This is a genomic window from Leucobacter sp. USCH14, assembly GCF_037619215.1.
In the GTDB taxonomy this organism is placed as follows: Bacteria; Actinomycetota; Actinomycetes; order Actinomycetales; family Microbacteriaceae; genus Leucobacter.
Map to the genome: position 1 here is coordinate 282,272 of NZ_JAQPZP010000001.1, position 11,734 is coordinate 294,005.

Sequence of the window (11,734 nt, forward strand, 5' to 3'; positions counted from 1 at the left end):
CGACGAGGCGCTCAAACGCGACCGGCCGCCCCACTGGGGATAGCCGGCGTCAGTTCGAAGACGAGGATCCGGCCGATGAAGAGGTCGATGACGAGCCCGAGCCCGATCCGACACTCGACCCGGAGCCGGCCTTCGAGCCGGAATCCGACTTCTTCGCATCGGAACCGGAGCCGGCCTTCGACCCGCCCGAGGATCGGGAATCGGTGCGGTAGAAGCCGGAACCGTTGAAAGTGACCCCCAGCGAGCCGAACACCTTGCGCAGCGTGCCGCCGCACTCCGGGCACTCGGTCAGCGAGGAGTCGGTGAACGCCTGATAGATGTCGAAGGCGTGGCCGCAATCAGAGCAACGGTAAGCGTACGTAGGCACAAGCATCAATGATACCCGCTCGGGCGCGGTGGCTCATCGCGGGCAGCCGCCACCGCGGTCGACATGCTCAGGCGAGGTCGGCGAACCGCAGGATGCGCGTCGAGGTGACCGCACCGGTGACCGGCACATCGTGCGCATCCCGGGGGAGCGTCGGGTACACGTCCTCATCATCGACGACCGCATACACCGGGGGGCGCCGCCGCAGAGAACCGAGCATGCGGTCGTAATACCCGAGCCCCCACCCCAGGCGGGTTCCGGTCGCATCGACCGCGCAGGCGGGAACGATGAGCAGATCGAGGTCGGCGGCCGCTTCCGTGCCGAATCTCGGGCCCTCGGGCTCGGCGATTCCATGACGGCCCTCAACGCGGGCGCCCGTGTCCACGGCCCACTCGATCCGGTGCCCGGGCAGCGACACGGGCAGCAGGACGCGCAGCCCGGTCTCCCGCGACCACTCCAGAAAACCACTCACATCGGGTTCGTTCCCGAGCGGCACATACGCGGAGATCGACTGCGCTCCCGATTCGGCGACGAGCGCGGTCAGGTGTTCCGTGAATCCTGCGCGGCGGCGTTCGCGATCCTCAGCGCTCACCGCGATCCTGCGCGTCCGTACGGACGATCTCACCGCGATCTTCTCAGAGCGCGCATCCCGAGGCATAGCACCCAGCATAGGTGCGACGCGAGCCCATCGGCGCGACTTTGTTGGCTCAGGTGCAACGGATAGGCTGGCGTTATGACTGAGACGCGCGCGACCCAAAGCCGTTCGGTGACGAAGGCCGTAGTGCCGGCCGCGGGACTCGGCACCCGCTTCCTTCCGGCCACCAAGGCCATGCCGAAGGAGATGCTTCCGATCGTCGACAAGCCGGCCATCCAGTACGTGGTGGAAGAGGCGGCGTCGGCCGGTCTGGGGGACGTGCTGATCATCACGGGCCGGAACAAGGACAACCTGCTGAATCACTTCGATAGCGTTCCCGAGCTCGAGTACTCGCTCGAGCGCAAGGGCGACGAAGGCAAGCTCGACAAGGTTCGCGAGTCGAGCGAGGTCGCCGAAGTGCACTTCCTGCGCCAGGGGCAGCCCCTCGGGCTGGGGCACGCGGTCGGACGCGCCCGCTGCCATGTCGGCGACGAGTCGTTCGCGGTGCTGCTCGGCGATGACCTCATCGATCCGCGCGACCCGCTGCTCGACCGCATGATCGCAGAGCACGACTCCCGGGGTGCCACGGTCATCGCGCTCATGGAGGTGCCGCGCGAATCGGTGCACCTCTACGGGTGCGCGTCGGTCGAGGCCACCGACGATCCCGATGTGGTGCGGATCACCGGGCTCGTCGAGAAGCCGTCCGCCGAAGAGGCTCCCTCGAACCTCGCGATCATCGGCCGGTATGTGCTGCGACCTGAGATCTTCGACGTCATCGACGAGCTGCCCCCCGGCCGCGGCGGTGAGATCCAGCTCACCGACGGACTGAACTACCTCGCCGAGGGCAAGGGCGAGGGCCCCGTGTACGGCGTGATCTTCCGCGGCCGCCGCTACGACACCGGTGATCGCGCCGACTGGATCAAGGCGAACGTGCTGCTCGGCGTCGACCATGATGAGCTGGGCGACGAGATCAGCGATTGGATCATCGGCTTCGCGGATCGCCTCCGCACACAGCGCACCGAGAGCTGATCGCCGTGCCGCTCGGCCGCGAGATCGAGGACCCGGGGGTGCTCTCGGCGGGTCGCGTGGCCGTGCGGATCATCCGCTGGTCGGATGCCGAGCCGCTGCGGCGGCTCCTCACCGAGAACCGCTCCTGGTTGCAGCGGTGGGAGGCGACGCACCCGTCGGGGCGCAGCGTCGTACCCGGTTCGGTGTCGATGCGCCCGATGGTGCGGACCCTGCGCAAGCAGCTGCGCGCCGGCAGCGGGATGCCGTTCGTGATCCTGTACGACGGCAGCGTCGTCGGGCAGCTCAGCGTCTCCGAGATCAGCGGCGGTGCGCTGCAGTCCTCGCAGATCGGGTACTGGGTATCGGAGCACGTCGCCGGCCGCGGCGTCACGACGACGGCTGCAGCGCTCGTCATCGACCATCTGTTCGCGGCGCTCGGGCTGCACCGCGTCGAGATCTGCATCAGGCCCGAGAACGACGCGTCCCTGCGCGTGGTCGAGAAGCTCGGGCTGCGGCACGAGGGCTCTCGCACGTCGTACATTCACATCGACGGCGCTTGGCGGGATCACGAGGTGTTCGTCGCACTGCGCGGAGATGCGCAGTCCGGGTTCGTCGCCCGACTCGTGCACGACTGATCTCTGCAGTGGCGGTCGACGCGACGAGCATTTCGGGCGGCATCGCGGCGCGCCGGTGATGGTGCCTCACGCGCACGCCGTACAGTGATCCCCATGACTGGCGGCGTACTGGGCGGGGGAGTGATCTTCGTGATCGCCGCACTCCTGTGGGGCGCCGTGCTGGTGCCCAATTGGGCGAGGCGCCGCGAGTTCCGCGCCGCCGAGAAGAACGCGCTCAGATTGCAGCGAACACTGCGTCTGCTCGCGGAGACCTCTGAGGTTCCCCAGGAGGTGCGCCTCGAAGCCACAGCGCGCGAGGCTCTCGCGCACGAGCGGCTGCTGCGGAGCGCCCAGAAGCGTCAAGATGCAGAGCGTCGAGCCGCGCTCGCGGAAGCGGAGGCAGAACAGGTGCGTGCAGAGATTCGAGCTCGACAGATGCAGCGCAAGCAGGCGGCGGCAGAACGTTCCGCGAAGCTGCGGAAACCCGTAGCGCGCCGTGTGCGCGCTACGGCGGCGCTGGGAGCCCTGCTCGGACTCGTCGGGCTGCTCGTCGGTGCAGGGTTCGCGATCGGTGGCAGCGGGGCGTCGCTGCTGCTCGGCGCGGCGGCGCTCTTCGCCGCATCGAGCGGCGCGCTCGTGCTGCTCGCGCCCGGCCGCGCTCGCGTGCGTGCGGTGCCGGCTGAGCAGGTGACGACGGCCATCGCCGATGCGGTGGTGGAGGCGGCGCCGCAGCACGTCGCGGCCCCCGACACGGCTACCGAGGCTGCCGCGGCCGCAGCGCACGCGGAAGCGCAGCGCGCTGCCGCCGAGCGCATTGAACGCGCTCGCGCTCGTGCGCGGGCGCGAGCTGAGCGACCCGCGCCCAAGGAGAACCAGACCGACTCGATGCTGCTGCGTGAAGTGCGGAAGCAGCTCGAGCAGGCGACCGAGTCGGTGCCCGATCCTCACACCGCTGCGGTGACTGCTGCGGCGGAGGAGCACGCGCGTCAGCGCGCACAGGCCGCCGAGGACGCGCGTGCGCGGGAGCAGGTGCGTCAGCGCGAGCTGCGCGCCCAGCAGCAGGAGGCGAGCAATCGGCTCCGCAATATGGGCGTGGTGGGCGACACCGCGGCCGGAATGCCGGATCTCGACGCCGTACTCCGCCGCCGGCGCAACGCTGGCTGATCCGCCGGTTCAGGTATAGCAAGCTTGTCGCGGGGGAGCGGGGGATGCGCCTCGCTTCTCACGTGCCTTCTGGGCGATCATGCTCGGCGCCTCCGCAGCCGTGCTCCTGGTGATCGGTGGAGAGGCGGCGCTCACCGTACTGCAGGTGAGCTCCCTGGCGGGGGCTGCGCCCCTCTCGATCGTGTACGTGCTGGCGATGGTGGCTCTGGGCCGCGCGCTCTTGCACGACGCCGCCGAGCTGCCGCGCTACGTGAGGATCCGCCCCTACGCCTCCTCGGCGGCGCTCGTCTCGAGTCTTCGCCAAGACACGGATGACGACGAGGAGCTCAAGAAGAAACTCGGCCGGGTACTGCGGCATCGCGAGAAGGCCCGCGAGCATCTGTCTCCGGCGCTCTCCATGTCGTTCGCAGGACTCTCCGCCGACGTCGGAAGCCCCTCGGGTCGCAGTGCAGCCGAGGACGGCGAGGCGCCGAGAGTGATGGCGATCCACGAGGTGCCGGCGCACGCCATCACCGTCGATACCCGGGACGGCACGATCCGGGTCGACGAGGAGCACGATGCGAGCGTTCCGATCCCCGACGAGGTCTTCGACACTCCCGAGTACCGAGAGTCGACCGAGGGAACGCTCAAGGAGAGCGAGGAGCTCGTCGCCACCCACCTCGAGCAGGCCGGCGCGGAGCAGGGCCGGAACTGACGCGCGTACTGCGCGGGCGCCTTCGCGGCGCTCGCGCAGACTTCGCACCAGATGGATGCGAGCCACAGGGCACTGCGGTCTCGTCGTCTGAATGGTCAAAAAAATCTCGGCTTCGCATGGAAACCGAGACTCCGAATGGTGGATCTGAGGGGAATCGAACCCCTGACCTTCTCATTGCGAACGAGACGCGCTACCAACTGCGCCACAGACCCTGACAGCGAACGAGTCTAGCAGGCCAACCGTGCGCGATGAAAATCGCGTGCGCGGGCGCGCCGCTACACTGTGCTGGTGGCTCCTGCGATCTGGCTTTCCCTGCTGGCCGCCACCGTCGTCATCTGCATCACCCCGGGTGCTGGCGCCATCAACACGATGTCGAACTCGCTCGCAGTCGGGTGGCGTCGCTCGATCTGGGGCGTCCTGGGGCAGGAACTCGCGCTGCTCGCGCACATCGTGATCGTCGCGGCCGGCGTCGGCGTGCTCGTCGCCAACACGCCCGTACTCTTCAACGTGATCCGATACGTCGGAGCCGCGTACCTCGTGTACCTCGGTGTCAGGCTGATCTTCACCAAGCCCCAGGCGCCCGCCGCGGACTCGGAAGGCGCCCGGCGCGCGAACACGCGGTCGGCGATGCTGCGCCGCGGCTTCTGGGTGAACCTGCTGAACCCGAAGGCGATCGTGTTCTTCCTGGCCTTCATTCCGCAGTTCATCGATGTCGATGCCCCGATCCTGCCGCAGTATCTGATTCTCATCGCCACCGCCGTCGGTGTCGACGTCATCGTGATGTGGGGCTTCTTCGCCGTCGCGGCTCGCCCGTTCCGCCGCTACACGGCGACCGCGCGCGGGCAACGCGTGCTGAACTCCGTATTCGGGGCCTTGTTCGTGGCCGTGGCGGGGCTGCTGCTCTTCATCCACTGACGTTGCTGCGGACTCCCGAGCGAGATGAGCGGCACGGCCCCATCCGCTAAGCTGTTCGGGTTGGCCCCTATAGCTCAGCGGTAGAGCTACGGACTTTTAATCCGCAGGTCGTAGGTTCGATCCCTACTGGGGGCACTTCTGGTTGCTGCGTATCCGCGTGCCGCAATCTCCAACGCCGAGACCGTAGCACGCGAACAGGCCCCGCACTCCCGAAGGTGTGCGGGGCCCGTTCGATACTGCGAGGTCTAGTTGTCGAAGACATCCTTCGCAGACTCCTTGGCGTTGGCCCCGGCCTGCTTCATGTCTCCCTTGGCCTGATCGAGCTTGCCCTCGGCGACCTGGCTGTCGTCGCCGGTCACCCGGCCGGCGGCCTCCTTGGCGTTGCCCTTCAGCTTGTCTCCTGCTGCCGAAATCTTGTCCGATGCACTCATGCAATCCTCCTTCGATGTTGGGGCGCATTCCCGAAGAATCGGGAACATGATCTACCGTGCCAGGCCCGCGTCGGGCGGCCCAGGGGGTTGCGCTTCCGCTCCGGAGTGTGAAAGATCGTGAGACTCCAGGATACGCGGCGGTCCCGCGCAGCCGCTGTGCACGCGCGGGCGCGAGGCGGCGTAGACTCGCGTGGTCCGCGATCCGAACTCAGGATCATGCCGCTCCCGCACCGCGAAAGAGGCCGATGTTACGCGATCACCAGCGTCCCGTTCTGCAGCCCAGCTTCACGTTCGATTGGATCATCGGCTCCGATGAGCCGGAAGCCGCCCGCCGTCTCGCGCAGGAGACGTCGTGGGCGCTGCTCGACCGCGTGCGCAGCGTCGCCGACCCCGACGTGGTCGAACGCGTGGTGGGGCTCGCTTCAGGCTCCGGGCTGGACGATATCGCCGAACTCTGGGCGGGGGAGAGCGCGCACTCCCTGGCCGGCGCACTGTGGAGGCTCTACCTGCTGCGTCGTGTCGTCGATTCGGACCCCGAAGGATCAGCCGACCTGTTCCGCCGCGGCGTCGCTGCTGCGGTGACGATCGACCCGGTCGTGGCGGGTGCCGCGGAGCCCGTCACTCCCGACTCGATCGCCGGCCTCTGCGACACGATTCTTCGCGGCGTGTTCACCGGAGATCTGGACGGGGCGCTCGAGCGCGCGGCGAGCTACTGCCGGATCATGTCGCTCGGTGCCGCGGACCTCGCCGACGCGCGCGACGTGCACGACGACGCGCACGCGGCGGAGCTCACGACGCGGTCGCTGCGCTACTCGACCTTCGCGAGTGATCTGCACGCCGGTGCGCGCCGTTGGCGCGACGGGACGCTCTCGTAGCCGCCTTCAACCGCCCTCAGTCGCCCTCAGCCGCCGGAGGCGGTCCGCCGGGCTGCTCGGCGAAGTCGATCCGCGCGTTCGCCGAGCGCTGACGGCGCGCCGTGGCGCTGCACGCGCCCTGCGCTAAACTGGTTCTCGCCGGGCCGCAGTAACCCCGGGCTCCAATTTTCGCCGCTTCGAGCGGCCTTCCGCCGAGAGGCGTTTCTGCGGCTCGGTCTTTTCATGCCTGAGCGACTCGTCGCTGAAGCACGGGCGTCTCGTTTCCGAAACGCGCTCGTCTTAAGCTCGGTCGTATGAGATCTCAGTACGCGCACGCCGACGGCATCAACTTCTCCACCCGCAAGTGGGTGCGGCCGGAAGACATGAACGCGAACGGCTCGCTCTTCGGAGGGAGCCTCCTGCGGTGGATCGATGAAGAGGCCGCGATCTATGCGATCATCCAACTCGGGAATCCTCACGTCGTCACGAAGCTGATCTCGGAGATCAACTTCGAAGCGTCTGCTCGTCAAGGGGACCTGATCGAGATGGGGCTGGTCGCCACCGAGTTCGGGCGCACCTCGCTCACGATGCGCGCCGTCGTGCGCAACATGATCACGCGGAAGACGATCCTCTCGATCGACCGCATCGTCTTCGTGAACATCGGCCCCGAAGGGGTGCCCGTGCCCCACGGCTACACCGCGATCACCTATGACCGAGACCGGATGCCGCACGCCGACGAGATGCCGAACCGCGACGAGGGCTGAGCACCACTGCCGCACGCGCGCACCCGCGCATCCGCACGCGCGCAGGAAGCAGGAACGCAGCAGGCCCCGGTGCCCGTCGAATCCGACGAGCACCGGGGCCAGCTGCACCTCCGCGGACCTACCCGAAGCGGCCCGAGACGTAGTCCTCGGTCGCCTGAACGGACGGGGTCGAGAAGATCGTCGAGGTGTCGTCGTACTCGATGAGCTTGCCGGGCTTGCCGGTTCCGGCGATGTTGAAGAACGCGGTGCGGTCGGAGACGCGCGACGCCTGCTGCATGTTGTGGGTCACGATGACGATCGTGTACTCCTGCTTCAGCTGGTCGATCAGATCCTCGATCGCGAGCGTCGAGATCGGATCGAGCGCCGAGCACGGTTCGTCCATGAGCAGCACCTCGGGCGACACGGCGATCGCACGGGCGATGCAGAGACGCTGCTGCTGGCCGCCCGACAGGCCGGAGCCGGGCTTGTCGAGGCGATCCTTCACCTCGTTCCAGAGGTTCGCACCGACGAGCGACTTCTCGACGAGGGCGTCGGCGTCGCTCTTCGACATGCGGCGATCGTTCAGCTTCACACCGGCGAGCACGTTGTCGCGGATCGACATTGTGGGGAAGGGGTTGGGGCGCTGGAAGACCATGCCGACCTGCCGGCGCACGAGCACGGGATCGACGCCCGCACCGTACAGATCCTCGCCGTCGAGCAGCACCTCGCCCTCGACGCGCGCGCCGGGGATGACCTCGTGCATGCGGTTCAGCGTGCGCAGGAAGGTCGACTTGCCGCAGCCCGACGGGCCGATGAATGCGGTGACGCTGCGGGGCTCGATGTTGATCGAGACGCCCTCGACCGCCAGGAACTTCGAGTAGTAGACGTTGAGGTCTTTGACCTCGATGCGCTTCGACATGGTGGTTCTTTCGTTGAGAGTCTGCGGGGGAGTGGAACGGCTCAGCGGCCGGTCTTGGGGGCGAACCAGCGGGCGATGAGGCGGCCGAACAGGTTGAGCGCCATGACGATGAGGATCAGCGCGAGCGCGGCGGCCCAGGCACGATCGACAAACGCCTCGGCCGGGTTGCCCTGGTTCATGAACTGCGTGTAGACGTACACCGGCAGCGACTGCATGCGGTCGGAGAAGAGGCTGTAGTTCATCGATGCGGTGAAGCCCGCGGTGATGAGCAGCGGTGCCGTCTCGCCGATGACGCGTGCGATCGACAGCATGATGCCGGTGGTGATGCCGGCGATCGAGGTCGGCAGCACGACCTTGGTGATCGTGCGCCACTTCGGCACGCCCAGCGCATACGAGGCTTCGCGCAGCTCGTTCGGCACGAGTCGGAGCATCTCCTCGCTGGAGCGGACGACGACGGGGATCATCAGAACGGAGAGGGCGACGGCGCCGACGATGCCCATGCGCACGCCGGGGCCCAGGAAGAGGGCGAAGGCCGCGTAGGCGAAGAGGCCGGCCACGATCGAGGGGATGCCGGTCATCACGTCGACGAGGAAGGTGATGGTCTTCGCGACGCGACCGCGACCGTACTCGACGAGGTAGATCGACGTCATGAGTCCGAGCGGAACGGAGATGATCGACGCAGCGAGTGTGATGAGCAGCGTGCCGACCATGGCGTGCAGCGCGCCGCCGCCCTCACCGGTCACGTTGCGCATCGAGGAGTTGAAGAACTCGGCGTCGAACCGCGCGAGGCCGTTCGAGACGACGGTGATCGCCACGGAGACGAGCGGCACCATCGCGAGCAGGAACGCCCCGGTGACGATCGCGGTGATGAAGCGATCCATCGCCTGGCGCGAACCCTCGACCGACGCCGACATGATCGTGATGACGATGACGTAGGCGATCGCGCCGATGAGCACGGAGCCGACGATCGAGAAGTCGTTTCCGGAGGAGGCGGCGAGCAGGCCGAAGAGCGCGAACGCCGCGGCGAGGCAGCCGGCGAGCACGATCCACGGGGTCAGGCGCGACAGCCGGTTGCCGGCGAGCGATGATCCCGCGCGGACGGGGCGGACGGTGATGGCCACGGAAGTGGTCCCCTCTTGTTTCGTTTCGGTCTGCTGGAGCATCAGTTCGCCGCCGAGAACTCTGCGCGGCGGCTCACGATCCAGCGAGCGAGTGCGTTGACCAGGAAGGTGACGATGAACAGGATGAGGCCGGTCGCGATGAGCACGTTGATGTTCTCGCCGTAGGCCTCGGGGAAGGAGAGCGCGATGTTCGCCGCGATGGTCGAGGGGTTCTCGGAGGTGAGCAGGTTGAAGGTCACCAGGCCGGTGGCCGAGAGCACCATCGCAACGGCCATGGTTTCGCCCAGCGCGCGCCCGAGCCCGAGCATGGCGGCCGAGATGATGCCCGGGCGGCCGAAGGGGAGCACGGCCATGCGGATCATCTCCCAGCGGGTGGCGCCGAGTGCAAGTGCGGCCTCCTCGTGCAGCACGGGGGCCTGCAGGAAGATCTCACGGCAGATCGCCGTCATGATCGGCAGGATCATCACGGCGAGTACGAGCGCGGCGGTCAAGATGGTGCGGCCCGTGCCGCTGACCGTGCCACTGAAGAGCGGGATCCAGCTGAGATAGGTGTTGAGCCACTCGAAGACCGGGCGCGCCGCAGGGGCGAGCACTCCGATGCCCCAGAGACCGAAGACGACGCTGGGCACCGCGGCGAGCAGGTCGACGATGTAGCCGAGCACCTGCGCGAGCTGACGCGGGGCGTAGTGGGAGATGAAGAGGGCGATGCCGATCGCCAGCGGAAGAGCGATGAGCAACGCGAGAGCCGCAGCCCAGACGGTGCCGAACACGAGCGGGCCGACGTACGCCCAGAAGTTGCTGGTCAGCAGCGAGGCGCTCTCGTCGGTCGCGACGAAGGCCGGAATGCTCTGCACGATGAGGAAGATCGCGACGGCAGCCAGTGTGACGAGGATCATGCTGCCCGCGAAGACCGCGGAGCGCGAGAAGACGCGGTCGCCGATGCTGAGCACCGGCTTGGCGGGGGCGGAAGTGACGGTCACTGAATCTCCGGGGTCTGGGAGGGAAGTACTGGGGGGATCACCTGACGGCGATCAGAGGTGGGCGGGAGCGCCGTGCGGCCGCGCCCCCGCCCACCTCGGAGATCAGCTGATCGAGTCGATCGCGGTCTGCACCTGGGTGCGGAGCTCTTCGGAGATCGGCGCATTGCCCGCGGACTCCTGAGCGGCCGACTGGCCCTCTTCGCTGACGACGTAGCTGAAGTACGACTTCACGAGTTCGGCGTTCGCGGCATCCTCGTACTCGGCGCAGCCGATGAGGTAGCTCACGAGCACGATCGGGTAGACGCCCTCCTCGGTCGAGGTGCGGTCGAGCGTGATCGCGAGGTCGCCTTCGCTGCGGCCCTCCTCGAGCGACGATGCGTCGACGATCGCGGCAGCGGCCTCGGGCGAGTACGGGACGTACTCCTCGCCGACCTTGATGTCGACGGTGCCCAGGTCGCCGGCCTGCGATGCGTCGGCGTAGCCGATGGTGCCGGTGCCGTTCGAGACCGCGCTGACGACGCCCGAGGTGCCCTGCGCGCCCTCGCCGCCGAACTCGGTCGGCCAGGTCTCGATCGAGCCGACGGTCCAGTCGTCGGCCGCGGCAGCGGCGAGGTACTCGGTGAAGTTGCCGGTGGTGCCCGAGTCATCGGAGCGGTGCACCGCGGTGATGTTGCTCTCGGGGAGCTCGGCATCGGGGTTCTGGTCGACGATCGCCGGATCGTTCCAGCTGGTGATCTCGCCCGAGAAGATCTTCGCGACGGTCGGTGCGTCGAGCTTCAGGGAGTCGACGCCCTCGACGTTGAAGATGATGGCGATCGGGGAGATGTAGGCGGGGAACTCGACGATGTCACCCGTTGCGCAGCCGTCGAAGGGGCCGGCCGAGATCTCTTCGACCTCGAACGCGCGGTCGGAGCCCGCGAACGCGCTCGCGCCCTGCTGGAAGGTCTCGCGGCCTGCGCCCGAGCCGGAGGGCTCGTAGTTCACGGTGACGTCGGGGTTGGCGGTCTGGAAGCCGGCGACCCAGACTTCCTGAGCCGAGCCCTGCGACGAGGCGCCCGCGCCGACCAGCTCGCCCGAGAGGCTCGAGCTCGCACCCGAGTCATCGCTTCCGGAGGCGCTGCCCCCTTCGTTGGCGGCGCAGGAGGTCAGCGTGAGTGCAGCAATACCGCCGATAGCGGCGATCTTGGCGAATGCGGAAAGCTTCACTTGAGATTGATCCAATCTGGAAACGGATGTGGGGTGATGGCCTCGTACGACCACAGCACCACGCTAGGCACCGTGCATGACGCGAGG

The 11,734-nt window shown here is 67.7% G+C and carries 13 protein-coding genes, 2 tRNA genes and 1 pseudogene; 8 read left to right on the forward strand and 8 right to left on the reverse strand.

Features of this window, described 5'->3' with window-relative positions; translation table 11 throughout:
* Positions 1 to 49: 49 nt before the first annotated feature.
* Together PQI23_RS01235 and PQI23_RS01240 are read right to left on the reverse strand one after the other, a co-directional pair.
* Positions 50 to 367 carry an FmdB family zinc ribbon protein gene (locus tag PQI23_RS01235; protein WP_339970788.1) on the reverse strand — a complete coding sequence of 106 codons (318 nt, stop codon included), beginning with the start codon at positions 365 to 367 and terminating at the stop codon, positions 50 to 52.
* A gap of 67 nt (positions 368 to 434) precedes the next feature.
* Positions 435 to 989 carry a 5-formyltetrahydrofolate cyclo-ligase gene (locus PQI23_RS01240; protein ID WP_339970789.1) on the reverse strand — a complete coding sequence of 185 codons (555 nt, stop codon included), beginning with the start codon at positions 987 to 989 and terminating at the stop codon, positions 435 to 437.
* A gap of 108 nt (positions 990 to 1,097) precedes the next feature.
* On the opposite strand from PQI23_RS01240, the gene galU reads away from it, so the two are divergent.
* From galU to PQI23_RS01260, 4 genes and pseudogenes are all read left to right on the forward strand, one after another.
* Entirely contained in the window at positions 1,098 to 2,027 is a 930-nt protein-coding gene (galU, locus tag PQI23_RS01245) for a UTP--glucose-1-phosphate uridylyltransferase GalU (RefSeq protein WP_339970790.1), read from the forward strand.
* Positions 2,028 to 2,032: 5 nt separating this feature from the next.
* Positions 2,033 to 2,641 (forward strand): GNAT family N-acetyltransferase, encoded by a 609-nt coding sequence (locus PQI23_RS01250; RefSeq protein ID WP_339970791.1) that lies wholly within the window; start codon positions 2,033 to 2,035, stop codon positions 2,639 to 2,641.
* A 93-nt stretch (positions 2,642 to 2,734) separates the two neighbouring features.
* On the forward strand, positions 2,735 to 3,784 hold the full coding sequence (locus PQI23_RS01255; RefSeq protein ID WP_339970792.1) for a hypothetical protein: 1,050 nt from the start codon (positions 2,735 to 2,737) through the stop codon (positions 3,782 to 3,784).
* Between the two features lie 43 nt (positions 3,785 to 3,827).
* Positions 3,828 to 4,478: pseudogene (locus tag PQI23_RS01260) on the forward strand (BCCT family transporter); the annotation flags it as partial.
* Between the two features lie 136 nt (positions 4,479 to 4,614).
* Here PQI23_RS01260 and PQI23_RS01265 read toward each other — a convergent pair.
* A tRNA-Ala gene (locus PQI23_RS01265) sits at positions 4,615 to 4,690 on the reverse strand.
* Positions 4,691 to 4,766: 76 nt separating this feature from the next.
* On the opposite strand from PQI23_RS01265, the gene PQI23_RS01270 reads away from it, so the two are divergent.
* Together PQI23_RS01270 and PQI23_RS01275 are read left to right on the forward strand one after the other, a co-directional pair.
* Complete coding sequence (locus PQI23_RS01270) at positions 4,767 to 5,393, forward strand: LysE family transporter (RefSeq protein WP_339970793.1); 627 nt, start codon at positions 4,767 to 4,769, stop codon at positions 5,391 to 5,393.
* A 63-nt stretch (positions 5,394 to 5,456) separates the two neighbouring features.
* Positions 5,457 to 5,528: transfer RNA gene (locus PQI23_RS01275), tRNA-Lys, on the forward strand.
* 110 nt (positions 5,529 to 5,638) lie between these two features.
* On the opposite strand, the gene PQI23_RS01280 is transcribed toward PQI23_RS01275, so the two are convergent.
* Positions 5,639 to 5,824, reverse strand: a complete 186-nt coding sequence (locus tag PQI23_RS01280) for a CsbD family protein (protein WP_339970794.1) — start codon at positions 5,822 to 5,824, stop codon at positions 5,639 to 5,641.
* Between the two features lie 245 nt (positions 5,825 to 6,069).
* Between PQI23_RS01280 and PQI23_RS01285 the strand changes: the two genes are divergently transcribed.
* On the forward strand, positions 6,070 to 6,699 hold the full coding sequence (locus PQI23_RS01285; RefSeq protein WP_339970796.1) for a hypothetical protein: 630 nt from the start codon (positions 6,070 to 6,072) through the stop codon (positions 6,697 to 6,699).
* A gap of 293 nt (positions 6,700 to 6,992) precedes the next feature.
* Positions 6,993 to 7,442 (forward strand): acyl-CoA thioesterase, encoded by a 450-nt coding sequence (locus tag PQI23_RS01290; RefSeq protein ID WP_339970798.1) that lies wholly within the window; start codon positions 6,993 to 6,995, stop codon positions 7,440 to 7,442.
* 118 nt (positions 7,443 to 7,560) lie between these two features.
* Here the strand turns inward: PQI23_RS01290 and pstB are convergent, their stop codons facing one another.
* From pstB to pstS, 4 genes are all read right to left on the reverse strand, one after another.
* A complete protein-coding gene (pstB, locus tag PQI23_RS01295; RefSeq protein ID WP_339970800.1) occupies positions 7,561 to 8,340 on the reverse strand; it encodes a phosphate ABC transporter ATP-binding protein PstB in 780 nt (259 codons plus the stop codon).
* 41 nt (positions 8,341 to 8,381) lie between these two features.
* On the reverse strand, positions 8,382 to 9,503 hold the full coding sequence (pstA, locus tag PQI23_RS01300) for a phosphate ABC transporter permease PstA (RefSeq protein ID WP_339970802.1): 1,122 nt from the start codon (positions 9,501 to 9,503) through the stop codon (positions 8,382 to 8,384).
* Positions 9,503 to 10,441 (reverse strand): phosphate ABC transporter permease subunit PstC, encoded by a 939-nt coding sequence (gene pstC / locus PQI23_RS01305; RefSeq protein ID WP_339970803.1) that lies wholly within the window; start codon positions 10,439 to 10,441, stop codon positions 9,503 to 9,505. Before pstC ends, pstA begins: the two co-directional genes overlap by 1 nt.
* 102 nt (positions 10,442 to 10,543) lie before the next feature.
* A complete protein-coding gene (pstS, locus tag PQI23_RS01310; protein ID WP_339970805.1) occupies positions 10,544 to 11,647 on the reverse strand; it encodes a phosphate ABC transporter substrate-binding protein PstS in 1,104 nt (367 codons plus the stop codon).
* Positions 11,648 to 11,734 lie beyond the last annotated feature (87 nt).

Excerpts from the sequence above, each read along its gene's own strand:
- galU (WP_339970790.1), top strand. The coding sequence starts at position 1,098 with ATGACTGAGACGCGCGCGACCCAAAGCCGTTCGGTGACGAAGGCCGTA.
- PQI23_RS01255 (WP_339970792.1), top strand. The coding sequence starts at position 2,735 with ATGACTGGCGGCGTACTGGGCGGGGGAGTGATCTTCGTGATCGCCGCA.
- PQI23_RS01280 (WP_339970794.1), bottom strand. The coding sequence starts at position 5,824 with ATGAGTGCATCGGACAAGATTTCGGCAGCAGGAGACAAGCTGAAGGGC.
- PQI23_RS01285 (WP_339970796.1), top strand. The coding sequence starts at position 6,070 with ATGTTACGCGATCACCAGCGTCCCGTTCTGCAGCCCAGCTTCACGTTC.
- PQI23_RS01290 (WP_339970798.1), top strand. The coding sequence starts at position 6,993 with ATGAGATCTCAGTACGCGCACGCCGACGGCATCAACTTCTCCACCCGC.
- pstB (WP_339970800.1), bottom strand. The coding sequence starts at position 8,340 with ATGTCGAAGCGCATCGAGGTCAAAGACCTCAACGTCTACTACTCGAAG.
- pstA (WP_339970802.1), bottom strand. The coding sequence starts at position 9,503 with ATGCTCCAGCAGACCGAAACGAAACAAGAGGGGACCACTTCCGTGGCC.